This is a genomic window from Klebsiella sp. CN_Kp106 (assembly GCF_040064575.1).
In the GTDB taxonomy this organism is placed as follows: Bacteria; Pseudomonadota; Gammaproteobacteria; order Enterobacterales; family Enterobacteriaceae; genus Klebsiella; species Klebsiella michiganensis.
This window is the reverse complement of the sequence record NZ_JBEAIG010000049.1, coordinates 118,172-144,406: the sequence shown is the minus strand read 5'-3', so window position 1 is coordinate 144,406 and position 26,235 is coordinate 118,172. Positions and strand designations below refer to the sequence as shown.

The window sequence follows — 26,235 nt, the reverse complement described above, 5'->3', positions numbered from 1 at the left end:
CCGGGAAGCAGCTGCGCTGATGCATCAGGTTTGGCACCTTCCCCGGAGGCGGCGCCTGATGCGCCTGTCCGGCTCCAAAGCGCTTACAGCGTAATCGTCAACGCATTGCCCTGCGCGGTCACCACCACGCCCAGCTCGCTACCCGCCTGAGTCCCGCCCTGCACGCCCGCCACCTGCTGGATGTTGCGCAGGCACAGCGTCCAGCCGCGGGCCTCGCCGTCACCGCTGACGGTGATGACGTTGCCCTGGCGTTTCGCCATCAGGGTAAAGACCACCGACCCGTCCGCGGCCGGCACCTGACAGACGGCTTCGCGACCATCGTCGAGGCTAAACAGCTGGAAGGCGGTACCTTCGTTCCACGCGTAGTCTGGCTTCTGATCATTGTTTCCCAGCGCCAGCAGAGTGTTGTCACGCACGTACACCGGCAGGCTCAGCACATCGTGATTCTGCTTATGCCAGCGGCTACCCTGCGCTTCATCGTTATGCCACAGATGGGTCCAGCGGCCTTCCGGCAGCCAGAACTGGACGTCTCCCGCTTCGCTAAACACCGGCGCCACCAGCACGGAATCCCCCAGCATGTACTGCCGATCCAGATAGTCGCAGGCCGGGTCGTGCGGGAACTCCAGCATCATCGAACGCAGCATCGGCGTACCGAACTCATTGGCCAGCGCCGCCTGACGGTACAGATACGGCATCATGCGGCATTTCAGCTGCGTGAAGTGGCGCACCACATCGCAGGACTCGTCATCGTAGGCCCACGGCACGCGATAGGATTTGCTGCCGTGCAGACGGCTGTGGCTCGACAGCAGGCCGAAGGCGCACCAGCGCTTGTAGACGTGGGCGGGCGCGGTGTTTTCGAAGCCGCCGATATCGTGGCTCCAGAACCCAAAGCCGGACATGCCGATCGACAGGCCGCCGCGCAGGCTTTCCGCCATCGATTCATAGTTGGCGTAGCAGTCGCCGCCCCAGTGCACCGGGAACTGCTGTGCGCCCACCGAGGCGGAGCGCGCGAACAGCACCGCTTCTTTCTCGCCGACGGTCTCTTTCAGTACGTTCCACACCAGCTCGTTATAGATGAAGGCGTAGTGGTTGTGCATTTTTTGCGGATCGGAACCATCAAACCACTGCACGTCGGTCGGGATACGCTCGCCGAAGTCGGTCTTGAAGCAGTCAACGCCCATCGCTACCAGGCCTTTCAGCTTGTCGGCATACCACTGGCAGGCTTGCGGATTAGTGAAGTCATAAATCGCCAGGCCCGGCTGCCATTTATCCCACTGCCACAGCGAACCGTCCGGGCGTTTCAGCAGATAGCCTTTCTCCTGCAGCTCTTTAAACACCGGCGAACGCTGGCCGATATAGGGGTTAATCCACACGCAGACCTTCAGCCCTTTCTCTTTCAGGCGCTTAATCATGCCTTCCGGGTCAGGGAAGGTCACCGGATCCCATTCAAAATCGCACCACTGGAAAGCCTTCATCCAGAAGCAGTCAAAGTGGAACACGTGCAGCGGCAGGTTGCGCTCCGCCATGCCGTCGATAAAGCTGTTAACCGTCGCTTCATCGTAGTTGGTAGTGAACGAGGTGGTCAGCCACAGGCCGAAAGACCAGGCCGGCGGCAGCGCCGGACGCCCGGTAAACCGGGTATAGCGGTTCAGCACCTCTTTCGGGGTCGGGCCGTCGATAACGAAGTACTCCAGGTATTCACCTTCGACGCTGAACTGCACCTTAGAGACTTTCTCGGAGCCGATTTCGAAAGAGACGCGCTCAGGATGATTCACCAGCACGCCGTAGCCGCGGTTGGTCAGATAGAACGGGATATTTTTGTACGACTGTTCGGTGCTGGTGCCGCCGTCTTCGTTCCAGGTGTCGACCGTCTGGCCGTTGCGCACCAGCGCGGTAAAGCGCTCGCCGAGGCCGTAAACGGTGTCGCCGACGCCGAGATCCAGGCGCTCAAACATATAGTTACGATGCGTTTTCGTATCCTGCACGTAGCCATCGTTTTTCAGCTGGCTACCGGTAATCCGCACGCCGTCGCGCAGGAAATCCAGCGACCAGAAGTCGCCTTTCGTGACGCGCGCGGTCAAATTGCCGCTCTTCAGCTCGGCATACTCAGCGCCGTTGTTAATCTCCACCTTGACGTCTTTCAGCACGTTCAGCGGATAGTGTGGGCCGTTGTTCAGCGCGCCCTGGAAGTGCTCCATGCGTACGCCGATCACCCCTTCCTGCGGAGAGAAGAAGCGCACGGTAAAGAGCGGAACGTCCAGCTGGGCGGCACGCTCGCGCACTTCGCGCGACGCGACGTAGACCACCATGTCGTTGCCCTGTTGCTCAACCTCGTACACCTGTACGGGTTGGATCAGATTGAGCCCTGGTTGAATAAGCCAGTTTCCATCACTGATTTTCATGAATAGCTTCCTCTTAGTTTTGCAATTCTTTGCCTGTCGGCGCTGAAGTGAAGTCGTGTTCGTTGCGGCGCGCGCCCTGAGCCAGCTCCGCCATCATCTTTTTCAGGAACGGGGTTTTCAGGGTGTAGTAGCGTTTCGCGATAACCGCGCTCAGCAGATAACAGACCGCCGGAGCGAGGGTGAACAATGAGATGATGATGGTGATAGTGGCGCTGTTCTGGGTTTTGGCCGCGGCATCGTAACCGCCGCCCGCCAGCATCCAGCCAATCAGCGCGCCGCCCAGCGCCAGGCCCAGCTTGAGCACGAACAGGGTGCCCGCAAAGCTGATACCGGTCAGGCGTTTGCCGTTACACCATTCGCCGTAGTCGACGGTGTCGGACATCATCACCCACTGAATCGGCGTCACCAGCTGGTGCAGCACGCCAATCACGAAGATAAAGGCGAACATGGTGATTTCGGCGTCCATCGGCACGAAGAACATCACCACGCTCAGCGCCGCCAGCAGGGCGTTAGTCCACCAGAAGACGCTGACTTTGCATTTCCAGTCGGTGAGCGGCTTCGCCAGCGCCGAGCCAATCAGGTTGCCGACGCAGTAGGTGGTGAGGAAGGCGGTGAACAGACCCGCGGACCCCATGATCCAGGTGGTGTAATACATCATCGCGCCGCCGCGAACGCAGACCGCGAGGATGTTGAGGATGGTCAGCAGACCAACGACACGCCACTGATCGTTGCGCCAGATATCGCGCAGGTCTTCCCGCATTGAGGTAGAGCTCGGCGGCGCTTCGACGCGCTCTTTGGTGGTGAAGAAGCAAAACGCCAGCATCAGGAAAGCGATCGCCGACAGCACCGCGATGCCGCCCTGAAAGCCAAAGGCTTTGTCTTCGCCGCCGATAAAGTTCACCAGCGGCATCATCAGGACGGTGGAGAGCATGCCGCCCGCCGTCGCCAGCACAAAGCGCCAGGACTGCAGGGAGATACGCTGCGTTGGGTTGTCGGTGATGACCCCGCCCAGCGCGCAGTACGGGATGTTGACCACGGTGTAGAGCAGGGTCAGCAGCGTGTAGGTGACCGCGGCGTAAATCAGCTTGCCGTTATGACTCAGGTCCGGCGAGCTGTAGGCCAGCACGCAGACGAGGCCGAACGGAATCGCGCCGAACAGGATCCACGGGCGGAATTTTCCCCAGCGGCTGCGGGTACGGTCGGCCAGCAGCCCCATGCAGGGGTCGGATATCGCATCCAGCGCGCGGGCCAGCAGGAACATGGTACCGACATAGCCTGCAGGAATACCAAAGATATCGGTATAGAAAAACATCATATACAACATGACGTTATCAAAAATGATATGGCTTGCGGCATCGCCCATGCCGTAGCCAATCTTCTCTTTGACGGACAAAATATGATCTTTCATCGCACACTCTTCTCTCAGCGCTGCCGCGGGTTGGTACCGGTTACATGCTTTGTAACCCATCCGCGCAGTAAGATGAATTGCGATATCTCATAATCAAATTACGTTTCTTGTTTTATGTGATCCCGGTAGCCTGAAAGAGTGTATAAAAGTGTAAGCCACGGATTTTGCAAGGAATTGTTTAAGAAGGTTCTGTAAAGTCCAGTTTTAACAGTAAAAAAGTGCGTTTGGGTATGTGGTTAATGCAGGAAAGTAGCTATAATGCGCCCCGCCTCCATGTAGCAATCGAGGCGCGGAAGATCGTCATCTCCGGTGAGGTGGCTGGACTTCAAATCCAGTTGGGGCCGCCAGCGGTCCCGGGCAGGTTCAACTCCTGTGATCTTCCGCCAGTTCAATCATTTTTATCCATGTGAACTTATCCAGAAAATCAGCCTTTCGGTTCAATACCTTTCGCTTTTAGCGCTTCTCGCCAGCTCTTTAAACCAGCTCGTAAGTCTCACCCTTTCCGGCAAGTGGTTACGCGCAGCGGGGTTCGATACCGGAAAGCGCTTCACGGTTAAGGTAATGGATGGCTGTATTGTGCTGCTGCCGCAGAGCGATAAGGAAGAAATGCTTAAAGCGGAGCTACTGCAAATTCAGCAATCCTTTAAAAGCGTCAACAACACGCTTCATCTCGTCTGACGCCCGGACATGTTCGCCTTCTGGATAGCCGCTCCCAAATGACGCCGGGTTAATCGTCCGTCTAATGAAATTTATGCTCTTCTGACATACTATGCGAACCAAAGCAGGTTAACCCGGAGGCTATATGGCAAATGAACATTTAACTTCGCCCCCAATAGGTGAATTCGTTATGTTTGCCAGCGGTGATGGGAAAGTACGCGTAGAATGCCGCTTTGAAAGCGATACGCTTTGTCTCCCTCAGGCATCCATCGCAAATCTTTATCAGATCACTCCCCAGGCAGTTACACAGCACATTAAAGCGATCTATGAAGAAGAAGAACTTGATCAAAACGCAACCTGTAAGTCTTACTTACAAGTTCAACAGGAAGGTCGTCGCCAGGTAAGCCGCAACCGGCTTCACTACAGCCTGCAAGTCATCCTTGCCGTTGGCTATCGCTTTTCATGCGGATTCTCCGTCAGCAGGCGAGAGCATAGCGCGGCGTTCTCACGCACATAGCGCTCATATCCATTGCGCTGAATATATTGGCGAATATTTAAAACCTGCTCGCAAAATTCGCTATCGAGATCGATAAACCGGTAGCTCATCGCCTGCGCCAGCAGCGCTCCAACCGTGCTTTTTCCCACCCCGCCGGGGCCAATCAGAAATAGCGTATTCATCTTTATTCCTCGCGTCCGTGTGAAAGCATTATGTCAGCAGAATACGCCAAATAATGCCGCGATCGTGGCCGTTTTTTGTTCACTTCCATCTCCCCAGCCAATCATTTCCATCCAATGTTTGCGTTATTCCCTTCACCTTTAAATCCTTACACTAACGGGATAACGTGGCTTAGAAAGGAGACCAATGATGACACCCGAACTCGAACACAGCTTCTCTATCACCATTCAGGTAGACAAACCGGTCATCGTCTCCCGCAGCCCGCAGAGCGGGAAACGTCAGCTGATCCCAATCCTCAGCGGAACCGTACGCGGTGAGCTTAACGGCCACGTCTTACCCGGCGGCGTCGACAGCCAGATCGTCGAACCTGACGGCACCTGCCGCCTCTCCGCCCGCTATGCATTACATGTGGAAGAAGGCACGGTATACATCGAAAACAACGGCATTCGCCGCCTACCCGAAGAGTACAAAGAGCGTCTTTTCGGCGACGATATGCGATTTTTTAGCGATATTCCGCCGGAAGCTATCTATTTTCGTACCGTACCGACTTTTGAAGTGGATGCGCCTGCGCTGCGCTGGCTCACCACCTCGCTGTTTATCTGTTCCGGCGGCCGCACGCAGGACGGCGTGATGCTCGATTTTTATCGCGTCCGCTGATTTTCACTTTTTCAATATAACTGTTATCGCCGTCGGGCCATTTTTCCCCCGCGTGCCGCGGTCTATCCTCAATACATTCAAACGATGAACCTTATTCAAAACCGGAGAGTGTATGAAAGCGATCGCCATTACCCGCGCGGCGGCAGAAGGCAGCAATATTCCTTTTTTAACCGACATCGAGCTGCCGCAGCCGGTTGCCGAGGGGCATGACCTGCTGGTTGAAGTGAAGGCCATTTCCGTCAACCCGGTGGATACCAAAGTCCGCGCCGGGTTTAACGCCGATACCCCGCGCGTGCTGGGCTGGGACGCGGTGGGCGTGGTGAAAGCCGTCGGCAGCGCGGTGACGCTGTTCGCCGCGGGAGATGAAGTGTGGTACGCCGGCGCTCTGGGCCGTCCGGGCAGCAACAGCGAGTTTCAGTTAGTGGATGAGCGCATCGTCGCCCGCAAACCGCGTTCTCTGGATAATGCCGCCGCCGCCGCGCTGCCGCTCACCGCCATTACCGCCTGGGAGCTGCTGTTCCACCGTCTTGGCGTAGAGGAAGGCGGCAACGCGGGCGACACGCTGCTGATCGTCGGCGCGGCGGGCGGCGTCGGTTCGATACTGACCCAGCTCGCCAGCAAGCTGACCGGTATGACGGTCATTGGTACCGCCTCGCGTCCGGAAAGCCAGAAATGGGTACGGGAAGCGGGCGCGCATCATGTTATCGATCACAGCAAACCGCTCGCCGAAGAGCTGGCGCGGATTGACGTCAAAGCGGTGACCCACGTCGCCAGCCTGACCAATACCGACCAGCACTATCCGCAGCTGATCGCCGCTCTCGCACCGCAGGGCAAGCTGGCGCTCATCGACGATCCGCAAACTCTCGACGTGGTGCCGCTGAAGGCGAAAAGCATCTCCCTGCACTGGGAATTTATGTTTACCCGCTCGATGTTCGACACGCCGGACATGATCGCCCAGCATCAGCTGCTGACCCGCGTGGCGGCGCTGATTGACGACAACACCATTAAGACCACCCTCGGCGAGCACTACGGCGCCATCACCGCCGCCAACCTGCAAAAAGCGCACGCGCAGCTGGAAACCGGGCGTTCGGTGGGCAAAATCGTGCTGGAGGGCTTTTAAGATGAGCGGCGAGGCGATTTCACTTCTCGCGGTGCTGACGGCAAAACCGGGCCGCAGCGACGCGCTGCGCCAGGCCCTGCGGGCGCTGCTGCTGCCGACGCGTCAGGAGCCAGGCAACCTCGATTACGCCTTGTTTCAGCTGCGCGATGCGCCGGATACGTTCTATATGCGCGAATCCTGGCGCAATCAGGAAGCGCTGGACGCGCATATCACCCTGCCGCACTTCCAGGATTTTATTGCGCAGATGAATAGCCTGCTTGCCGGGCCGCTGCGGCTGGATTATCTGACGCCCATCGCGCCCTGATATTTTCTGTACTCCGTTTGCGGGGGTGAGCCCATCTTTAACCCTTTGAGCTCTCCCCCACCCATCGCGCCTCAACCAGGCTACGCTTGATCCTGCCGCTCAAAAAACGCTCTCCCCCCTCCGTTTTATTCAACGCCGTTATGTAGAAGAGGTTTTGCTATGCAGATCAACGCTATTGGAACGAACTCGGCCAGCCAGCCGTTAGGGTCTATGGCCATCACCCGCCGCGAACCGGGGCCGGACGATGTGCAGATCGCCATTGATTATTGCGGCGTCTGCCACTCGGATGTACACCAGGCCCGCTCCGAGTGGGCAGGGACGCTCTATCCCTGCGTGCCGGGCCATGAAATCGTCGGCCGGGTGACCGCTGTAGGCAGCCGGGTCTCCGGCCACGCCGTTGGCGATCTGGTGGGCGTCGGCTGTATGGTCGACAGCTGTAAAGAGTGCGAGGAGTGCCGGGACGGGCTGGAAAACTATTGCGATCGTATGGTGCTCACCTATAACGGCCCGACGCAGGACGCGCCCGGCCACACGCTCGGCGGTTACTCCCAGCAGATCGTTGTGCATCAGCGCTACGTGCTGCGCGTCCGCCATCCCAAAGAGCAGCTGGCCGCCGTCGCGCCGCTGCTGTGCGCGGGCATCACAACTTACTCGCCGCTACGCCACTGGAACGTCGGACCGGGCAAAAAAGTCGGCATCGTGGGCATTGGCGGGCTGGGGCATATGGGCATCAAGTTGGCCCACGCCATGGGCGCCCACGTGGTGGCCTTTACCACCTCGGAATCCAAGCGTGACGCGGCGCGGGAGCTGGGCGCGGACGAAGTGGTGGTCTCGCGCAACGAAAACGAAATGGCCGCCCACTTGAAGAGCTTCGACTTCATACTCAACACCGTGGCGGCGCCGCATAACCTCGATGCCTTCACCACCCTGCTCAAGCGCGACGGCACCATGACGCTGGTGGGCGCGCCCGCCACGCCGCATCCCTCGCCGGAAGTGTTTAATCTGATCTTCCGCCGCCGGTCAATTGCCGGGTCGATGATCGGCGGCATTCCGGAAACCCAGGAGATGCTCGATTTCTGCGCCGAGCACGGCATCGTCGCCGATATAGAGCTGATTCGCGGCGACCAGATTAACGAGGCCTGGGAGCGGATGATTAAAGGCGACGTGAAATACCGCTTCGTCATCGACAGCGCCACGCTCGGCGGCTAAGCCCCGCGACGAAAGGTGCGCCGCCACTCCGCCGGGCTGACGCCAAAGCGCGCTTTAAACTGCTGGCGCCAGGTTACGGCGGAGCGATAGCCCACTTCCTCCGCCACCTGCCCGACGGGTAAATCCCCGGCCTCCAGCAGGATCTGGCTGCGCCGCAGGCGCTCGGCGGCCAGCCAGTCGGCGATGCCCATGCCGGTCGCTTTGGCGAAATGGCGGGTCAGGGTCCGGCGGCTCATCGCCGCCACCTGCGCCAGCGAGTCGAGATTATGCGGTTCGCGGATGTGCTGCTGGAGATACTCAAGCAGGCCGTTTATCCGCGCGTCGCGGGTGTTTTTCGGTACCGGCTGGGCGATAAACTGCGCCTGGCCGCCCTCACGGTGCGGCGGGACGATCATCCGCCGGGCGATCTGATTGGCGACAAGGCTGCCAAAACGCTGGCGAATGAGATACAGGCAGCAGTCGAGCGCCGCCGCGGTGCCCGCCGAGGTGATAATCCCCTCATCGTCAACGTACAGCGCGTTGATATCCAGCCGCACCTGCGGAAACTGGCGCTGAAAATCCTGCTCGAACTCCCAGTGGGTCGCCGCGCGCCTGTCGTCCAGCAGCCCGGCGTAGCCGAGTACAAACGCCCCGAGGCACAGGCCGACGATCTGCGCACCGTTATTGCGCGCGCGAACCAGGCCGTCAAGCAGCGGCTGCGGTGGGCGCTGATTCACCGCCCCCCAGTAAGGCACCACCACGATATCCGCCTGCGCCAGGAGGGAAAAATCGCCGCTGGCGTTCAGCGCGAAGCCGTCGCGGGCGCTGAGCAGCCCCGGCCGTTCGGCGCAAATATGCAGGTTAAAGCGTTTGGTTTCCGAGACCGTATCGCCAAACAGCATACAGGGCACCGAGTAGTGAAACGGGCTAAACCCGTCCACCGCCACAATCGCCACTTCCGTGAGTTTCATCGCCCGCTCCGCTTCTAAAAGACCATGCTTTCCCCATCCTGCGGGATGCTGACCGCTTCGGCAATCTGATTGTCAGCCACGTACTGGCGCAGCTCATCGCGGCTCAGCAGACAGTGGTTCACCGCTTCCAGATGGCTGGCGACGATTTTGGCTTCCGGCAGGACGAAGTGCGCCTTCAGCACATCCTCTTTGCCCATGATGATCGGCCCAAAACCGATGACGTGCGCATACCCGGCATTCAGCACCACCACGTCAGGGCGCAGCCTGAGCATGTCGGCTTCCACTGCATCGCGCCAGATAGTGTCCCCCACCAGCCACAGGGTTTTCTCCTGCGGATGGCGCAGCACCACGCCGCAGGCTTCGCCCAGGCGCTCGGCCATTGCCGGCACCGCATAAGTGCGGTCGCTGCCGTGCTGGCCCGAGGTGGTTTTCACCAGCGCAACGTCAGCAAACGCGCTGTCCTCAGAGAGCAGACGAATATCGCGAAAGCCCTGGCCGCGCAGCAGCTGTCCGTCGGCGTCATGCTGGACATAAACCGGCAGGGTTTTGGGGATCGCGGCGATCGCCGCCTCGTCCCAGTGATCCTGATGAGTGTGGGTGACGATAACCGCATCCACGTCAACGATCGTTTCGATGGAAAAAGGCAGTTCCACCAGCGGGTTACGCAACTCGCTGCGCGCGGTACCGGCAAAGCCCGCCCAGGCGCCTTTGGCAGAAAGCATCGGGTCAATCAGAAACTTTTTACCCGCATAATCAATAAGCTGGGTGGCATTACGCACATGGGTGATTTTCATGATGTTCATTCCTCTTTGCGGTCATCTGCTGAACATCGTACGTCCCACAAGCCTGGCGCAATATGGGCGTTTGGGCAATGAACGATGAAATCGGGCCAATCTGCGACGGTTGCCATCGGCTCCCGGCTATGGTGTGCTGAACGCTCAACTTTGAGGAACAGTGGCTACGATGAAAAAGAAACTCACCTCCGCCGATATGCACGATGTCGAGGTTCTGGCAGACACCCCATGGTTCAGCATGCGCAAGGTCGGAATTGATATGGCCCCCGGCGATCGGCGGGATTTTTACTCCATTCACTATCCTCGCCCGGCGGTGGGGATTGTGGCGATGCAGGATGACAAAGTGCTGCTGATTCGCCACTACCGTTACCTGATCGATCGGGTGGTGTGGGCGATTCCTTCCGGCGGCGTCGATGAAGGCGAAGACCCGCGCGAGGCGGCCCTGCGCGAGCTGCGGGAAGAGACCGGCTGGCAGGCGCAGCGCGCCGACGAAATTATCCGCTATAACCCCTCCTACGGCAGCAGCGACCAGCTATTTATTACCTGGCTGGCCCACGATTTGACCTGGGTGGGAATGGATGAAGATCAGGATGAAGTGATGGAAACGGGCTGGTTTACCCTCGAAGAGATAGGCCAGCTGATCGCCCGCGGCGAGATGCCGGACGGGCTATCGCTGGTGCCGCTGCTGCATCTGATGGCGCAGCGGCGCACCGGTTTAGCGTAGCGGCTTCAGCATCCGCCAGCGGAACCACAGCTGAGCGACGAGGATCAGCAGGCCGCCGATAATTTTCTGCAGCGGTAGCTGTTCGCCGTACCACAGCGCGGCGGCAATCACCGTGAGCAGCGGTTCCAGCACCATAATAATCGCCGCGCTGGCGACCGCCGCGTACTTCTGCCCCTTCATTTGCAGGCCGAAGCGCAGGCTGGTGGCGATAACGATGCTGGCGAGCAGCCAGCCGAAGGTCGGCAGGGTAAACGGCTGAGTCCAGCTTTCAACGGCGGCGGAGATCCCCAGTCCGACAATGCCGGTAATGCCGAGCTGCACGGTGGTCAGCGGTATCAGCGGCACCTCGCGGGCGCTTTTGCTGGTGTAGCAAAACCAGATCGATTGCACCAGCGCGGTCAACAGGAACCAGCCCTGGCTGGGGTGAAACGCAATCGGCATATGCAGGCTGAGTAAGCCGAGACCGACAACCGCAATCGGCAGGCACTCCCAGTAGGCCCGCGCCGGCCGCGCCTTCATCATCACCCATGCGGTAAGCGGCACGAACAGCATCGACAGGCTCATGATAAACGCCCCTTCGCCCAGCGACGGGGTCGTTGATACCGAGTAGATCCACAGGCACAGGTTTAGCGCAAACCACAGGCCGCTGATAATCATGCGCGGCCACTGCTGCCTCTCGACGCGAAGGCCGCGGCAGAAAGGCAGCAGCAGCAGCGCGGCGAAGAAAAAACGCAGGCCGAGGAAAGCGAAAACCGGCATGCCGGCAATCGCTTCACGGGAAAAAATCCATCCGCAGGCGGCGATAACCGTCGCGGCTATGAGCAGCAAATCAGCCTGGCGTTGCCGGGTCATCGCCACGTCTCCTTGTGTGAGTGATTACCAGCCGGGCACCGCGCCGCCGTTAAAGATCGTCTCCGCCGCCTTCGCCACCTCCGGCGACTGGTAGGAGTGGATAAACGCTTTGACGTTTTCCGCGTCTTTGTTGTCTTCGCGGGTCACGATGATGTTCACATAGGGCGAGTTTTTATCTTCAATAAAGATGCCGTCGCGCACCGGGGAGAGGCCGGTCTGCTGCAGGTAGGTAGTGCTGATGATCGCCACGTCGACCTTCGGGTCGTCGATGACGCGCGGCAGCTGCGCTCCTTCCAGCTCCATAATTTTCAGGTGATGCGGGTTATCGATGATATCAACCGTCGTCGGCAGCAGGCCGGTGCCCGCTTTGAGGGTAATCAGCTTTTCCTGCTGGAGCAGAAGCAGCGCGCGGCCCAGGTTGGTCGGGTCGTTCGGAATGGCGATGGTCGCGCCGTCTTTCAGCTCGGCGACGGATTTTATTTTGCGCGAGTAGCCCGCCATCGGGAAGACGAAGGTGTTGCCCACCGCCACCAGGCGATAGTTGTGGGCTTTATTATCCTGTTCGAGGAACGGGCGATGCTGAAAGACGTTGGCGTCCAGATCCCCGGCGTTGGTGGACTCATTCGGCAGCAGCGAGCCGCTAAAGCCCACCAGCTCCACGTCGAGGCCATATTTCTCTTTAGCCACTTTCTTCGCCACTTCCGCCACATCCTGTTCCGCGCCGTTAATCACGCCGACTTTAATGTGTTTCGCATCGCTGCCCTTCTGGTCGCAGCCCGCCAGCAGCAGGCCCGCCAGCACCACGGCGGCGGCTGTCCGTAAACGCAATTTCATTGTTATCACCCCGTCAGTCCATAGAAATCGTTATTATTTTTTCGTCTGAAACTATAACGACTTTGTGCTGGGGTTTTAAACGCAAAAACCGCAACCGGAAATAAAATCATCTTCCCCCTTTCTCCCGGGGGCGGCGCGATGCGCCTGCCCGGGCTACGGGCTCACCGTCGGCTGCGATCGAGTAGCCCAGACAGGTGCGCAGCGCCGCCTCCGGAGATCTCCTCAACAATGAGGCTCGTTCCGCAGAACGGGGACGCGCCTTACAGCCCCAGTTCGCTCAATCCCGGGTGATCGTCCGGGCGACGGCCCTGGGGCCAGTGAAACAGACGCTCGCTCTCGGTGATGGGCAGATCGTTGATGCAGGCGTAGCGCGTCTGCATCAGTCCGTGCTCGTCGAATTCCCAGTTCTCGTTGCCGTAGGAGCGAAACCAGTTGCCGCTGTCGTCGTGCCACTCATAGGCAAAGCGTACCGCAATACGGTTATCGCTCCACGCCCACAGTTCCTTAATCAGCCGGTACTCCTGCTCTTTACGCCATTTCCGCTGCAGGAAGTCGATAATCTGCGTTCTGCCGTGAACAAATTCGCTGCGGTTACGCCATTCGCTCTCGACGGTATAGGCCAGCGCGACCTTAGCGGCATCGCGGCTGTTCCAGCCATCTTCAGCGGCACGGACTTTTTGTGCGGCGCTCTCGCGGGTGAACGGCGGCAGAGGCGGACGTTGTTCGGTCATCATGAATCTCCTGTATGAATACCCTTCATACTTCAAGTTGCTTATGTGTTGGCTACACTCGTTCACCCCAGTCACATAGTTATCTATGCTCCTGGGGACTCACTCCCTTGCCGCCTTTAAGCAACTCGAATTATTTTGGGTATATAAGCTGCTGCAGGCGCTGATTTTCCCGCTCCAGTTCGTCAATACGCTGTTGCAGCGTCTGGCTATACTCCGCCACCTGCCGGGCGGTGTAGCGGGGGGTAATATGCTGCGGGCAGTTCCAGTCAAAAGCCTGTAAGTGGAAACGGTAGATGCGCTCAATCCGGGCCCGATAGTTCTCCGGCGCGACCTGCGCCAGCAGCTGCGGGTCGGCATCCACCGCCACAACCTCTACGGTGGCGTAGATTTTCAGCCTGGCACGGCGCGGGTAATCCATCAAAAACAGACAGGCCCGATCGCTGCCGCGCAGGTTGCCGGTGGTGATGTACTGGCGATTACCGGAAAAATCCGCCATCGCCAGGGTGGTTTCATCCAGCAGATGCAAAAAGCCCACCGGGCCGCCGCGATGCTGAATATAGGGCCAGCCGGTTTGCGAAAGGGTAGCCAGATAGAAGCTGTCGCGGGTGGCAATCATCGCCTCCTCGCTGGCGCCGAAGCGCTCACCCCGGCGCTGGCGATGCGGCGACTGCCACAGCTCATCGCTGCCCATTTCATGCTGGACATCCATCACGTCCGGCGTCATGGCGATATCAAGAAATTCTGCTGGCATAGGTCCTCCCGATGCGTTGCGGCGTAACTCATCATGGACTGTGCTGACAGAAAAGATAATAGTGGCAATATGACAATCATCTTTCCGTAAAACGGGATAATTATGGACCGACTCAGCGCGATGGCGCTGCTGGTGAAAGTGGCCGAACTCGGCAGCATGTCGGCGGCGGCGCGGGCGCTGAATATGCCCCTGACCACCGTTAGCCGCCAGATTGGCGAACTGGAAAATACCCTCGGCGTGCGCCTGATGATCCGCACCACCCGCAAGCTGACGCTGACCGATGCCGGCGTCGATTATGTCGCCGCCGCGCGGCGCATTCTCGAAGAGGTGGAGAACGCCGAGCGCCGGGCGGCGGGCGAATATCAGGAGCCAAAAGGCGAACTGGTTCTCTCAGCCCCAACCATGTTCGGTCGTCAGCATGTTTTGCCGGTGGTGACGGATTTTCTCGCCCGCTACCCGCAGATTCGCGTCCGTTTACTGCTTAGCGACCGCAACGCCGATCTGGTGGGCGATCATATTGATTTAGCGGTGCGTATCGGCACGCTGCCGGACAGCGGGATGGTGGCCACCCGGCTGGGCGAGATGCGCATTGTGACCTGCGCGCACCCGGCTTTGCTGGAAAAACACGGCATACCCGAACGCCCGCGCGAGCTGGCCGCGCTACCGATCATTCGTATTGAATCGCCGATGCCTTATCGCGGCTGGCGCTTTAACGCCGAAGAGGCGGAGGACCGGCTGGTGGCGCTGCAGCCGGTGCTGTCGCTGACCACGCCGGAGAGCGCCGCCGACGCCGCCCGCCTGGGGGCCGGCGTGGCGCGCCTGCTGCATTACCAGGCGATCGACGGCCTGGCCCGCGGCGAGCTGAAGCTGCTCCTGCAGGCGATGGAACCAGAGCCTGCACCGGTGCACCTGCTGTACACCTCGCGGGATCTGGCTCCGCTTAAGCTGCGTAAATTTATCGATTTCGCCGCGCCGGCTCTGCGTCGGGCGCTGTTGCGTATTGCCGCCGCCGTCTAGCGTGTGCCGGTTTTCAGCGGCGCTTCTTTCAGTAGCCAGGAGAGGGCAAACGCCACCGCCATAATGCAGGCCGCCATCAGAAACGCCGCATGGATAGCGGACCCGAAGGCGTCCAGATAATCGAGGCGGATCTCCGCCGGGAGATTCTGCACCGCCGCCGGGTTCAGCGCCCTCGGCAGCTGCGCCCCTTCCGGCAGCAGGCGCTGGAGATTGCTTTGCAGCACGTGAGTAAACACCGCCCCAAACAGCGCCACGCCGATGGAGCCGCCAATCGATCGAAACAGCGTGACCCCGGAGGTCGCCACGCCGTACATCTGCGCGGGCATCGCGTTCTGTACCGCCAGCACCAGCACCTGCATCACCAGCCCCAGGCCCGCCCCCAGCACGCCGGTAAACAGGTACAGCTGCCACATCGCGGAGTGGATGGTGATGCGCGTCAGCAGCACCATGCCGACGACCCCCAGCAGGGTGCCGATAATCGGAAATACGCGATACTTGCCGGTGCGGCTGATAATGCGCCCGCTGACGATCGAGGTCAGCAGCAGGCCGCCCATCAGCGGGATCAGCTGCAGGCCCGCCTCGGTCGGCGTCGCCTCTTTGACCACCTGCAAATAGAGGGGCAGGAAGGTCACCGAGCCGAACAGCGCCATGCCGATAACAAAGCCAATCAGGCTGCATAGCAAAAAGCTGCGGTTGCGGAATAAGGAGAGCGGAATAATCGGCTCGCTGGCCAGCCGCTCTTCATGAATAAAGCCAACGATCCCGACCAGGCCAAACGCCAGGATGCACCACAGCTGCGGGTCGCTCCACGCGCGGACGCTGCCGCCCTCGGAGGTAAACAGGATGATGCACAGCAGCGCCATGCTGAGGTAAATCGCCCCCAGCCAGTCGATCTGGTGCTGGCTGCGCTTGTTGCTGCTGTGAAAAACCGCACCGATCACCAGCAGCGCAAACAGCCCCAGCGGCAGGTTGATGTAAAAAATCCAGCGCCAGGAGGCGTGCTGCACCAGGAAGCCGCCGATTAACGGCCCGATTACCGTCGCCAGACCAAAGACGTCGCCGAACAGACCCTGATAGCGGCCGCGATTCGCCGGCGGGATGACGTCAGCCACCGCCGCCATGCTGATCACCATCAGGCCGCCGCCGCCCAGCCCCTGCAGGCCGCGCATCAGCACCAGCTGGGTCATATTTTGCGCCAGCCCGCAGAGGGCGGAACCGGCAAGAAACAGCACAATCGCCACCTGCAGAACGATTTTGCGCCCGAACAGATCGCCGAATTTACCGTACAGCGGCACCGCGATGGTCGAACTCAGGATGTAGGCGGTGACCACCCAGGAGAGCTTATCCAGCCCGCCGAGCTCGCCGACGATGGTCGGCAGCGCGGTGGAAACGATAGTCTGATCCAGCGCCGAGAGCAGCATCACCAGCAGCAGGGCGCTGAAGAGCAGGCGGATCGAGGGCACCGCCGGTTGGCTGGCGATTTCAGATGTCATAGCATCACTCGCTTGAAATTAATTAAATGCATAATTAATATTTAGGGAAATGATGAATCTGGTCAAGGGATCGCCACAGGATGTCAGCACAAAAAGACAACGAAGCCCCGCGTCGTCCCGGTCGCCCGCGCGGGCAGAAATCCGGCTCCGCCAACCGCGAACAGCTGATGGATATTGCCCTGGCGCTGTTTGCGCGCCACGGGATCGCCCGCATTTCGCTGAACGCCATCGCCAAAGAGGCGGGGGTAACGCCCGCGATGCTGCACTACTATTTCAGCTCGCGCGAAGCGCTGGTGGAAAAGCTGGTCGAAGAGCGCTTTATGCCGCTACGCAGCGAGATCGGACAAATTTTTGTCGCGCACGGCGACGATCCGGTCACCGCTTTTACGCTGCTTATTGAAACCCTGGCGGCCATGGCGGAGAAAAACGCGTGGTTCGCGCCGCTGTGGATGCAGGAGATCATCGGCGAGATGCCTGTGCTGCGCCAGCATATGCACGCGCGTTTTGGCGATGAGAAGTACCACAAGATGCTGGAGACGGTGCGCCGCTGGCAGAGGGAGGGCAAGCTTAATCCGGCGCTCTCCCCGGAGCTGCTGTTTACCACCCTGATAAGCCTGGTGCTGGTGCCGTTTTCCCGCACCCACACCGATCCGCGGTTGCAATCGGTAGACCGGAAGATGATTGTCAGCCACGCCCTGGCCTTGATAGGCCGGGGGATCGGCGGCTAATTCCCCCGGCTCGCGCTGCGCTTAGCCGGGCTACAGGTTCACAACCGCCTGCGATCGGGTAGCCCGGATAAGGCGACAGCCGCCATCCGGGGGATTCAATCCGCTTCACAGCCGCCTGCGTTCGGGTAGCCCGGACAGGCGCACAGCGCCGCCTCCGGGAGGGTCTCCTGAGGCCCGGCTTACAATACTTTCGACAAATAGTGGCGCTGCATGCCCACGTGCGGAAAATCCGGCAGCGACATCTGCAGCTGATAGCCCAGCTTCTGATAAAACGGCAGCGCCTGAAAGCTGAACGTATCCACCAGCACGTGGCTGCAGCCGCGCGCCCGCGCCTGGTTTTCCGCTTCATGCATCAGCTCGCTGCCAAGGCCGCTGCCGCGCGAGGCTTCGCTGACCCACAGATAGTCAATACACAGCCAGCTGCCCTTGCGTTTGCCGATCAACCCGCCGCGCATCGCGCCAGCGTCATCGCGTGAATAAACGCCCAGCTCGCCGAACTGAGCCGGGTCCAGAAAGCGCAGATTGTATTCCCGCAGTCCCGCCAGCAGCTCTTCTTGATCGGCGGGATTAATGTTCTCTGTTATTATTAATGTCATTGATTATCTCCATCTTTTATTTTTCACAGACCATTCACCACCCTACCTTCACAAAATATCTTTTTTTCTCCATTATTTCCTGACTAAATTCCCTGCACTAAATTTTGTGTAAAAAACCTTCCCATCATTCGGTACAGACGTATAATGGGGAAAAATGAGAACGATCATTCTCAAAACCAAAAACCATGGAGAACCCCACAAGTAATGCCCTGTAGCAGGCGTTATCGCTCGGTTCAGAGCCTGTAACCGCCGTCTGATGCCGTATTCGCCGCACGGGAAAATCTCGGAAAAACCGCTTAATCAATAGCGGTATTCACCGAGTTATTTACTGCAAACAGGAATATTTATTTCCCATTGGGTTATTTGTGCTTGCCCGGAGATGCATCATCGCCCGGCCCATCACCCCGCCAGTGAATTTGCGGGGCGGACGTCGTTCATCCTGAGAAAATATAATGAAATATACTTTAGCCCCCATCGCAGCAGCATTATTTCTCCTTAGCGGGTGCGATAATGCGCAAAACGCTTCCCCGCAGCAGATGACGCAGGAAGTGGGTGTCGTTACCCTGCACGGCCAGCCTGTCCCGGTGGTGAGCAGCCTGACCGGACGCACCACCGCCTCGCTTAGCGCCGAAGTGCGCCCGCAGGTCGGCGGGATCGTGCAAAAACGCCTGTTTACCGAGGGCGATATGGTCAAAGCCGGACAGGCGCTGTACCAAATCGACCCGTCAAGCTATCGCGCGACGTTTAACGAAGCCGCCGCATCGCTAAAACAGGCCCAGGCGCTGGTCATCGCCGATTGCCAAAAAGCCCAGCGCTACGCGGTGCTGGTCAAAGATAACGGCGTCTCCCGTCAGGACGCCGATGACGCGATAGCGACATGTAACCAGGATAAGGCCAGCGTCGAGTCGAAAAAAGCGGCGCTGGAAAGCGCGCGCATCAACCTGAACTGGACCACCGTGACCGCACCGATTGCCGGGCGCATCGGGATCTCTTCCGTCACGCCGGGCGCGCTGGTGTCCGCCGATCAGGATACCGCGCTGGCGACGATCCGCGGCCTGGATACGATGTACGTCGATCTCACCCGATCCAGCGTCGATCTGCTGCGCCTGCGTAAGCAAAGCCTGGCAAGCAACAGCGATACCCTTAACGTCACCCTGACTCTTGAAGATGGCAGCACCTACAGCGAAAAAGGTCGCCTGGCACTGACCGAAGTGGCGGTGGATGAATCGACCGGCTCGGTCACGCTGCGCGCGGTCTTTCCCAATCCGCAGCACGTGCTGCTGCCGGGGATGTTCGTTCGCGCCCGCATAGACGAAGGCATTATGAACGATGCGATCCTCGCCCCGCAGCAGGGCATCACCCGCGATGCCAAAGGCGATGCCACCGCGCTGGTGGTTGACGCTAATAACAAGGTTGAACAGCGCAGCGTGGAAACCGGCGAAACCTACGGCGACAAATGGCTTATCGTCAACGGCCTGAAGAGCGGCGACAGGTTGATTGTCGAAGGAACCGGCAAAGTGGCGCCGGGCCAGCAGGTCAAAGCCGCCGAAGTCAAAAATGACGGAGGCAACGCCTGATGTTCTCCCGTTTCTTCGTGCGACGCCCGGTCTTCGCCTGGGTTATCGCCATTCTGATTATGCTCGCCGGGATTCTGGCTATCCGCACCCTGCCGGTCGCCCAGTATCCTGACGTCGCCCCGCCGGCGATAAAAATCTCCGCCACCTACACCGGGGCCTCTGCGGAAACCCTGGAAAACAGCGTCACCCAGGTTATTGAGCAGCAGCTCACCGGACTGGACAACCTGCTCTACTTTACATCCACCAGCAGCTCCGACGGCTCGGTCAGCATTACCGTCACCTTTGAGCAGGGTACCGATCCGGATACCGCCCAGGTTCAGGTGCAGAACAAAGTGCAGCAGGCGGAATCCCGTCTGCCGAGCGAAGTTCAGCAGTCCGGCGTAACGGTGGAGAAATCGCAGAGCAGCTTCCTGCTGATCCTCGCGGTGTATGACAAAAACAACAAAGCCACCAGCTCCGACATCTCCGACTGGCTGGTCAGCAACATGCAGGATCCGATGGCGCGTATTGAAGGCGTCGGCAGCCTGCAGGTGTTCGGCGCGGAATACGCCATGCGCATCTGGATGGATCCGACCAAACTGGCCTCCTATTCGCTGATGCCATCCGATGTGCAATCGGCCATTGAGGCGCAGAACGTGCAGGTGTCCGCCGGTAAAATCGGCGCGCTACCCGCCTCCAACGCGCAGCAGCTGACCGCCACCGTGCGTGCCCAGTCGCGGCTGCAAACCGTCGCCCAGTTCAAAGAGATTATCGTCAAGAGCAAGAGCGACGGTTCGATGGTGCACCTGAGCGACGTCGCCCGCGTTGAGATGGGCAGCGAAGATTACACCGCCTCCGCCAATCTCAACGGCCATCCGGCTGCCGGGATAGCGGTGATGATGGCGCCGGGCGCTAACGCCCTGAATACCGCGACGCTGGTGAAAAACAAGATTGCCGAGTTCCAGCGTCAGATGCCGCAGGGTTACGATATCGCCTACCCGAAAGACAGCACCGAGTTCATCAAAATCTCGGTGGAGGATGTGATTCAGACGCTGTTCGAGGCGATTATCCTCGTAGTCTGCGTGATGTATCTGTTCCTGCAAAACTTCCGCGCCACGCTGATCCCGGCGGTGGCGGTTCCGGTCGTGCTGCTGGGCACCTTCGGCGTGCTGGCGCTGTTCGGCTACTCCATCAACACCCTGACGCTGTTTGCGATGGTGCTGGCGATAGGCCTGCTGGTGGATGACGCCATCGTGGTGGTGGAAAACGTCGAGCGTATCATGCGCGACGAGGGGCTGCCCGCCCGCGAAGCCACCGAAAAATCGATGGGCGAAATCTCCGGCGCGCTGATCGCCATTGCCCTGGTGCTCTCGGCAGTGTTCCTGCCGATGGCCTTCTTCGGCGGCTCAACCGGGGTGATTTATCGCCAGTTCTCGGTGACCATTATCTCGGCGATGATGCTCTCCGTGGTGGTCGCCTTAACCCTAACCCCGGCGCTGTGCGGCGCGCTGCTGAGCCATTCTAAACCGCATACCAAAGGCTTCTTTGGCGCCTTTAACCGCCTGTGGGGACGCACCGAGCAGGGCTATCAGCATCGTGTTGTTGGCGGCCTGCGCCGCTCGGCGATGATGATGGGCGCTTTTGTCCTGATTTGCGGCGGCATGGCGCTGGCGATGTGGAAACTGCCGGGCAGCTTCCTGCCGACGGAGGATCAGGGCGAAATCATGGTCCAGTACACGCTGCCCGCCGGGGCGACGGCGGTACGTACTGCCGAGGTTCGCCGCCAGGTCACCGACTGGTTCCTGACGAAAGAGAAAGCCAATACCGACGTGATCTTTACCGTCGACGGCTTTAGCTTTAGCGGCAGCGGACAAAACGCCGGGATGGCCTTCGTGTCGCTGAAAAACTGGTCCGAACGTAAAGGCGAAGAAAATACCGCTCAGGCCATCGCCCTGCGCGCCACCAAAGAGCTCGGCAGCATTCGCGACGCCACCCTGTTCGCCATGACCCCGCCGTCGGTAGATGGCCTGGGGCAGAGCAACGGCTTCACCTTCGAACTGATGGCCAGCGGCGGTACCGATCGCGATAGCCTGATGAAAATGCGCAGCCAACTGCTGGCCGCGGCGAATCAAAGTACCGAGCTGCAGTCGGTACGCGCCAACGATCTGCCGCAAATGCCGCAGCTGCAGGTGGATATCGATAATAACAAAGCCGTGTCGCTCGGGCTGTCGTTAAGCGATGTCACCGATACCCTTTCCAGCGCCTGGGGGGGGACCTACGTTAACGACTTTATCGATCGCGGTCGCGTGAAGAAGGTCTATATCCAGGGCGAAAGCGACGCCCGCGCCGTGCCGTCCGACCTCGGTAAATGGTTTGTGCGCGGCAGCGACGACAGCATGACGCCGTTCTCCGCCTTCGCCACCACCCGCTGGCAATACGGTCCGGAAAGCCTGGTGCGCTACAACGGTTCCGCCGCCTTTGAAATCCAGGGTGAGAACGCCAGCGGCTTCAGCTCCGGCGCGGCAATGGACAAGATGGAGGCCTTAGCCAATAACCTGCCCGCCGGTACCACCTGGGCGTGGAGCGGCATGTCGCTGCAGGAAAAACTCGCCAGCGGCCAGGCGATGAGCCTCTACGCTATCTCGATTCTGGTGGTCTTCCTGTGCCTCGCGGCGCTGTATGAGAGCTGGTCGGTACCGTTCTCGGTGATCATGGTGATCCCGCTTGGGCTGCTCGGCGCGGCGCTGGCGGCGTGGATGCGCGGTCTGAGCAATGACGTTTACTTCCAGGTGGCGCTATTAACCACCATCGGCCTGTCGTCGAAGAACGCCATTCTGATCGTCGAATTCGCTGAATCGGCGGTGGAAGAGGGCTACTCCCTGTCGCGTGCCGCCATGCGCGCCGCGCAGACCCGTCTACGCCCTATTGTGATGACCTCGCTGGCGTTTATAGCCGGGGTGCTGCCGCTGGCGATCGCCACCGGAGCCGGGGCCAACAGCCGCGTGGCGATCGGTACCGGAATTATCGGCGGCACCCTGACCGCGACGCTGCTGGCGGTGTTCTTCGTGCCGCTGTTCTTTGTGCTGGTGAAACGTTTCTTCACCCGCCATCGTTCTTCTCAGGAGTAAGTTATGTTTCGTTTTACCTTAGTTTTTGTTGCGCTCCTGACGGCGGGCTGCGTCTCTCTCGACCCGCACTATGAACGTCCGGCCGCGCCTGTCCCGGCGACCCTGCCGGGTAGCCACGGCGAGGCAACCGCGGTAGTCAGCGACTGGCAGCAGGTAGTGAATGACGCCCGCCTCAAAAAAGTGGTGAACATCGCCTTGACCAGCAACCGCGACGTGCAGAAAGCGCTGGCCGATATCGAAGCCGCGCGCGCCCAGTTTGGCGAAACCCGCGCCTCGCTGTTTCCGACCCTCGACGCCGAGCTGAGCCATACCCGCAGTAGAACGGTGGCCAGCGGCCTCACCTCGTCAGCGGAAGCTGACGGCGCGGTTTCCAGCTTCGAGCTGGATCTGTTTGGCAAGAACCAAAGCCTGACGCGCGCGGCGCGGGAAACCTGGCTTGCCAGCGAATTCACCGCCCAGAATACGCGTCTGACGATGATCGCCGATCTGACCACCGCGTGGATAACGCTCGCCGCGGACAACAGCAATCTGGCGCTGGCGCAGGACACCATGGCCAGCGCGGAGAACTCGCGCCGCATCGTCACCCGCCAGATGGAAGTCGGCACCGCCTCGGCAGGCGACCTGAGCGATGCCGAAAGCGTTTATCAGCAGGCGCGCGCCAGCGTCGCCAGCTACCGCACGCTGGTGGCGCAGGATAAAAACGCGCTCAACCTGCTGGCCGGAGAAACCGTGCCGGATAGCCTGCTGCCCGGCACGCTGGAAAGCCTTGGCGATCGGAGTATCACCCTGGTGCCGGCGGGCGTCTCTTCATCGGTACTACTGCGCCGCCCGGATATCCAGGAAGCGGAGCATAATCTGAAGAGCGCTAACGCCGATATCGGCGCGGCGCGGGCCAATTTCTTCCCGTCCATCTCGCTGACCGCCAGCGCCGGGGTCGGCAGCGACTCGCTCTCGTCGCTGTTCAGCCACGGCATGCAGGTGTGGTCATTCGCGCCGTCCATCAGCCTGCCGCTGTTTACCGGCGGCAGCAACCTGGCGCAGCTGCGCTATGCTGAAGCGGAGAAAAAGGGGCTGATCGCCACCTATGAGAAGACGATTCAGAGCGCCTTTAAGGATGTCGCCGACGCGCTGGCGCGCCGGGAAACGCTCAGCGAACAGCTGGACGCGCAGAATAAATACGTCGCGGCGGAGCAGAAATCGTTGAATATCGCGATGAAGAGCTATCAGGCCGGGGTCGGAGATTATCTGTCGGTGCTGACCGCCCAGCGAACGCTGTGGTCGGCGCAGGCCACGCTTATCTCCCTCCAGCAAACGGATCTGGAAAACCGCATTACCCTCTGGCAGTCGCTGGGAGGCGGCGCCAGCTAACGCTTTTGCCGGGCGGCAACGCCCGGTTTGATGACAAGGAGCCCGTTGATATGTCCCGAATTTCCCTCTCCTGGGTCGTGGTTCTCGGTTTGCTCAGCGCCATTGGGCCGCTGTGTACCGACTTCTATCTGCCCGCGCTACCGGAAATCACCCAGCAGCTCAGCGCCACCGGCACGCAGACCCAGCTTTCGCTGACCGCGGCGCTGATTGGCCTCGGCCTTGGACAGCTGTTTTTTGGCCCGCTGAGCGACCGCATTGGCCGTAAAAAGCCGCTGGCGCTCTCCCTGCTGCTGTTTATCTTCTCCTCGGCGATGTGCGCGATAACCTACGATATCCATATGCTGATCGCCTGGCGCTTTCTGCAGGGCTTCGCCGGCGCGGGCGGCTCGGTGCTGTCGCGTTCCATCGCCCGCGACAGGTATCAGGGTACGCTGCTGACCCAGTTTTTCGCCCTGCTGATGACCGTTAACGGCATTGCGCCGGTGCTTTCACCGGTGCTCGGCGGCTGGATCATCACCGCCTTCGACTGGCGTATCCTGTTCTGGGCGATGGCGGCGATCGGCGCTGTCTTGCTGCTGCTCAGCCTGACGGTGCTGCACGAAACGCTGCCGGCCAAAAGCGCCGCCTCGGCTACGCGGCAGCAGGCTGATGCGCCGGTGCTGAAAAACCGCCGCTTTATGCGCTACTGCCTGATTCAGGCCTTTATGATGGCAGGGCTGTTTTCGTATATCGGCTCGTCTTCGTTCGTTATCCAGAGCGAATATGCCATGAGCGCGATGCAGTTCAGCCTGCTGTTCGGCCTTAACGGTATCGGGCTGATTATCGCGGCGCTGATCTTTTCCCGCCTGGCGCGCCGCTTCAGCGCCGAAGCCCTGCTGCGCGGCGGCCAGCTGCTGGCGGTGGCGTTTGCCGCCATCACCCTGCTTTTCGCCTGGCTACCGCAGCCGACGCTGGCGCTGGTCGGCCTGTTTTTTACCGTTTCCATGATGAGCGGTATCAGTACCGTTGCCGGCTCGGAAGCGATGAACGCCATTCACGCCCGCCAGTCCGGCACCGCTTCCGCCCTGATGGGCACGCTGATGTTTGTGTTCGGCGGTATTGCCGCGCCGCTGGCCGGTCTCGGCGGCGAAACGATGCTCAAAATGAGCTTCGCGATGACCCTTTGCTATCTGGCCGCGCTGCTGATTGGCCTGAAAAAGCCGCGCCCCATCGCATAACCTCCTCTTGGGTAATAAAATATTCCAATTATATTACCCCTATTTTTCCCGCCAGTACTGTAATCTCCTATTATTCCTTCAACACCAATCGTGATAACCTTCACAGGAAAGGAATAATTAATTCCTTATACTGCCCGCCACCGTGAATAAAGAGGTTCCTATGAATATCGACCTGAGCAAACTGCTGACCGAGCGCCGCAACGCCAATAGCGCCAACATTGATATCCTCACCACCGAAGAGATGCTGACGGTGATTAACCAGGAAGACCAGCAGGTGGCTCACGCCATCACCCCCTATCTGCCGCAAATTGCCCAGGTGGTGGATAAGGTCGCGGCGGCGCTGCAGGCGGGTGGTCGACTGATTTACATTGGCGCGGGCACTTCCGGGCGTCTGGGGATCCTTGATGCCAGCGAGTGTCCGCCGACCTTCGGCACCCGCCCGGAGCAAGTGGTGGGCATTATCGCGGGCGGCCATAAAGCCATACTGAGCGCCGTAGAGAACGTCGAAGACAACAAAGCGCAAGGGGCGATGGACCTGCAGAACCTGAACTTTAGCAGCCGCGACGTGCTAGTCGGCCTGGCCGCCAGCGGACGCACGCCGTACGTCATCGGCGCGATGGAGTATGCCCACAGCCAGAACGCTTTTGTCGCCATCGTCAGCTGTAACCCGCACGGCGAAATGGCCCAGCTGGCGGACGTCGCCATTACGCCGGTCGTGGGTCCGGAAGTGGTGACCGGCTCAACGCGCCTGAAGGCGGGCACAGCGCAGAAGCTGGTGCTGAATATGATTTCTACCGGGGCGATGATCCGCATCGGCAAGGTCTACAGCAATCTGATGGTGGACGTGGAAGCGACCAACGCCAAGCTTATCGAGCGCCAGGTGTCCATCGTCATGGAAGCGACCGAATGCGATCGCGCAACCGCCCAGAGCGCGCTGGAAGCCTGCGATCGCCACTGCAAAACGGCGATTGTGATGGTGCTGGCTGATTTAAGCGCCGCGGATGCCCAGGCGCTGCTGGCAAAAAATAACGGCTATATCCGCAAGGCGCTGAGCCACTCCTGA

At 59.9% G+C, this 26,235-nt stretch carries 24 protein-coding genes, 1 tRNA gene and 1 pseudogene; 15 read left to right on the top strand and 11 right to left on the bottom strand.

Translation table 11 applies throughout. The features are described from left to right. Nucleotides 1-83: 83 nt before the first annotated feature. On the bottom strand, nucleotides 84-2,402 hold the full coding sequence (gene yicI, locus ABLU96_RS15710) for an alpha-xylosidase (RefSeq protein WP_064357622.1): 2,319 nt from the start codon (nucleotides 2,400-2,402) through the stop codon (nucleotides 84-86). Between the two features lie 13 nt (nucleotides 2,403-2,415). Further along, nucleotides 2,416-3,810: a glycoside-pentoside-hexuronide family transporter gene (locus ABLU96_RS15705; protein WP_025107606.1), complete on the bottom strand. Its 1,395-nt coding sequence runs from the start codon at nucleotides 3,808-3,810 to the stop codon at nucleotides 2,416-2,418. Nucleotides 3,811-4,101: 291 nt separating this feature from the next. On the opposite strand from ABLU96_RS15705, the gene ABLU96_RS15700 reads away from it, so the two are divergent. The 3 genes and pseudogenes from ABLU96_RS15700 to ABLU96_RS15690 all read left to right on the top strand — a co-directional run. Next, nucleotides 4,102-4,196: transfer RNA gene (locus tag ABLU96_RS15700), tRNA-Sec, on the top strand. Further along, complete coding sequence (locus tag ABLU96_RS15695; protein ID WP_224243645.1) at nucleotides 4,183-4,488, top strand: SymE family type I addiction module toxin; 306 nt, start codon at nucleotides 4,183-4,185, stop codon at nucleotides 4,486-4,488. Before ABLU96_RS15700 ends, ABLU96_RS15695 begins: the two co-directional genes overlap by 14 nt. Nucleotides 4,489-4,612: 124 nt before the next feature. After that, a pseudogene (locus ABLU96_RS15690) lies at nucleotides 4,613-4,924 on the top strand (virulence protein); the annotation flags it as partial. On the opposite strand, the gene ABLU96_RS15685 reads toward ABLU96_RS15690, so the two are convergent. Then, nucleotides 4,918-5,145 carry a shikimate kinase gene (locus tag ABLU96_RS15685; protein ID WP_224243643.1) on the bottom strand — a complete coding sequence of 76 codons (228 nt, stop codon included), beginning with the start codon at nucleotides 5,143-5,145 and terminating at the stop codon, nucleotides 4,918-4,920. The pseudogene ABLU96_RS15690 and the gene ABLU96_RS15685 sit on opposite strands and share 7 nt — an antisense overlap. A gap of 187 nt (nucleotides 5,146-5,332) precedes the next feature. On the opposite strand from ABLU96_RS15685, the gene ABLU96_RS15680 reads away from it, so the two are divergent. From ABLU96_RS15680 to ABLU96_RS15665, 4 genes are all read left to right on the top strand, one after another. Continuing rightward, nucleotides 5,333-5,800, top strand: a complete 468-nt coding sequence (locus ABLU96_RS15680) for a DUF3237 domain-containing protein (RefSeq protein WP_014227279.1) — start codon at nucleotides 5,333-5,335, stop codon at nucleotides 5,798-5,800. 112 nt (nucleotides 5,801-5,912) lie between these two features. Next, a complete protein-coding gene (locus tag ABLU96_RS15675; RefSeq protein ID WP_064406002.1) occupies nucleotides 5,913-6,920 on the top strand; it encodes a zinc-binding alcohol dehydrogenase family protein in 1,008 nt (335 codons plus the stop codon). Between the two features lies 1 nt (nucleotide 6,921). Continuing rightward, nucleotides 6,922-7,224, top strand: coding sequence for a putative quinol monooxygenase (locus ABLU96_RS15670; protein WP_064406006.1), 303 nt, complete (start codon nucleotides 6,922-6,924; stop codon nucleotides 7,222-7,224). A gap of 159 nt (nucleotides 7,225-7,383) precedes the next feature. Further along, a complete protein-coding gene (locus ABLU96_RS15665; protein ID WP_014227281.1) occupies nucleotides 7,384-8,433 on the top strand; it encodes an NAD(P)-dependent alcohol dehydrogenase in 1,050 nt (349 codons plus the stop codon). On the opposite strand, the gene ABLU96_RS15660 is transcribed toward ABLU96_RS15665, so the two are convergent. Continuing rightward, the gene (locus tag ABLU96_RS15660) at nucleotides 8,430-9,383 is read right to left on the bottom strand and encodes a helix-turn-helix domain-containing protein (RefSeq protein WP_009652904.1); all 954 of its coding nucleotides are present in this window, start codon (nucleotides 9,381-9,383) and stop codon (nucleotides 8,430-8,432) included. The two genes, ABLU96_RS15665 and ABLU96_RS15660, sit on opposite strands and share 4 nt — an antisense overlap. A gap of 14 nt (nucleotides 9,384-9,397) precedes the next feature. After that, the gene (locus tag ABLU96_RS15655; protein WP_064406009.1) at nucleotides 9,398-10,177 is read right to left on the bottom strand and encodes an MBL fold metallo-hydrolase; all 780 of its coding nucleotides are present in this window, start codon (nucleotides 10,175-10,177) and stop codon (nucleotides 9,398-9,400) included. Nucleotides 10,178-10,346: 169 nt separating this feature from the next. On the opposite strand from ABLU96_RS15655, the gene ABLU96_RS15650 reads away from it, so the two are divergent. Then, entirely contained in the window at nucleotides 10,347-10,901 is a 555-nt protein-coding gene (locus ABLU96_RS15650) for an NUDIX hydrolase (protein ID WP_064406011.1), read from the top strand. Here the strand turns inward: ABLU96_RS15650 and ABLU96_RS15645 are convergent. The 4 genes from ABLU96_RS15645 to ABLU96_RS15630 all read right to left on the bottom strand — a co-directional run bounded on the left by ABLU96_RS15645 (nucleotide 10,893) and on the right by ABLU96_RS15630 (nucleotide 14,069). Then, nucleotides 10,893-11,753 carry a DMT family transporter gene (locus tag ABLU96_RS15645; RefSeq protein ID WP_014839817.1) on the bottom strand — a complete coding sequence of 287 codons (861 nt, stop codon included), beginning with the start codon at nucleotides 11,751-11,753 and terminating at the stop codon, nucleotides 10,893-10,895. The two genes, ABLU96_RS15650 and ABLU96_RS15645, sit on opposite strands and share 9 nt — an antisense overlap. Before the next feature lie 24 nt (nucleotides 11,754-11,777). Further along, nucleotides 11,778-12,587 (bottom strand): lipoprotein NlpA, encoded by an 810-nt coding sequence (gene nlpA / locus ABLU96_RS15640; RefSeq protein WP_064406013.1) that lies wholly within the window; start codon nucleotides 12,585-12,587, stop codon nucleotides 11,778-11,780. 260 nt (nucleotides 12,588-12,847) lie between these two features. Further along, nucleotides 12,848-13,318 (bottom strand): nuclear transport factor 2 family protein, encoded by a 471-nt coding sequence (locus ABLU96_RS15635; RefSeq protein WP_014227287.1) that lies wholly within the window; start codon nucleotides 13,316-13,318, stop codon nucleotides 12,848-12,850. Nucleotides 13,319-13,448: 130 nt separating this feature from the next. Then, nucleotides 13,449-14,069, bottom strand: coding sequence for a pyridoxamine 5'-phosphate oxidase family protein (locus tag ABLU96_RS15630; RefSeq protein WP_025107593.1), 621 nt, complete (start codon nucleotides 14,067-14,069; stop codon nucleotides 13,449-13,451). A 102-nt stretch (nucleotides 14,070-14,171) separates the two neighbouring features. Here ABLU96_RS15630 and ABLU96_RS15625 point away from each other — a divergent pair, with 102 nt between their 5' ends. Then, nucleotides 14,172-15,086, top strand: a complete 915-nt coding sequence (locus ABLU96_RS15625) for a LysR family transcriptional regulator (protein WP_042927881.1) — start codon at nucleotides 14,172-14,174, stop codon at nucleotides 15,084-15,086. Here ABLU96_RS15625 and ABLU96_RS15620 read toward each other — a convergent pair. Further along, nucleotides 15,083-16,579: an MDR family MFS transporter gene (locus tag ABLU96_RS15620; RefSeq protein WP_348862604.1), complete on the bottom strand. Its 1,497-nt coding sequence runs from the start codon at nucleotides 16,577-16,579 to the stop codon at nucleotides 15,083-15,085. The genes ABLU96_RS15625 and ABLU96_RS15620 overlap by 4 nt on opposite strands. A gap of 80 nt (nucleotides 16,580-16,659) precedes the next feature. On the opposite strand from ABLU96_RS15620, the gene ABLU96_RS15615 reads away from it, so the two are divergent. Continuing rightward, entirely contained in the window at nucleotides 16,660-17,307 is a 648-nt protein-coding gene (locus ABLU96_RS15615) for a TetR/AcrR family transcriptional regulator (protein ID WP_025107591.1), read from the top strand. A gap of 179 nt (nucleotides 17,308-17,486) precedes the next feature. Here ABLU96_RS15615 and ABLU96_RS15610 read toward each other — a convergent pair whose 3' ends face one another. After that, nucleotides 17,487-17,903 (bottom strand): GNAT family N-acetyltransferase, encoded by a 417-nt coding sequence (locus ABLU96_RS15610; RefSeq protein WP_025107590.1) that lies wholly within the window; start codon nucleotides 17,901-17,903, stop codon nucleotides 17,487-17,489. Nucleotides 17,904-18,355: 452 nt separating this feature from the next. Here ABLU96_RS15610 and ABLU96_RS15605 point away from each other — a divergent pair, with 452 nt between their 5' ends. The 5 genes from ABLU96_RS15605 (at nucleotide 18,356) to murQ (ending at nucleotide 26,235) form a co-directional block, all read left to right on the top strand. Beyond that, nucleotides 18,356-19,480 carry an efflux RND transporter periplasmic adaptor subunit gene (locus tag ABLU96_RS15605; RefSeq protein ID WP_014227293.1) on the top strand — a complete coding sequence of 375 codons (1,125 nt, stop codon included), beginning with the start codon at nucleotides 18,356-18,358 and terminating at the stop codon, nucleotides 19,478-19,480. Beyond that, nucleotides 19,480-22,587, top strand: a complete 3,108-nt coding sequence (gene eefB / locus ABLU96_RS15600) for a multidrug efflux RND transporter permease subunit EefB (protein ID WP_064406016.1) — start codon at nucleotides 19,480-19,482, stop codon at nucleotides 22,585-22,587. Before ABLU96_RS15605 ends, eefB begins: the two co-directional genes overlap by 1 nt. A 3-nt stretch (nucleotides 22,588-22,590) precedes the next feature. Then, a complete protein-coding gene (locus ABLU96_RS15595; protein WP_049083307.1) occupies nucleotides 22,591-23,955 on the top strand; it encodes an efflux transporter outer membrane subunit in 1,365 nt (454 codons plus the stop codon). 50 nt (nucleotides 23,956-24,005) lie between these two features. Further along, nucleotides 24,006-25,172: a multidrug effflux MFS transporter gene (locus ABLU96_RS15590; protein WP_064406020.1), complete on the top strand. Its 1,167-nt coding sequence runs from the start codon at nucleotides 24,006-24,008 to the stop codon at nucleotides 25,170-25,172. Between the two features lie 160 nt (nucleotides 25,173-25,332). Further along, a complete protein-coding gene (gene murQ, locus ABLU96_RS15585; protein WP_032752002.1) occupies nucleotides 25,333-26,235 on the top strand; it encodes an N-acetylmuramic acid 6-phosphate etherase in 903 nt (300 codons plus the stop codon).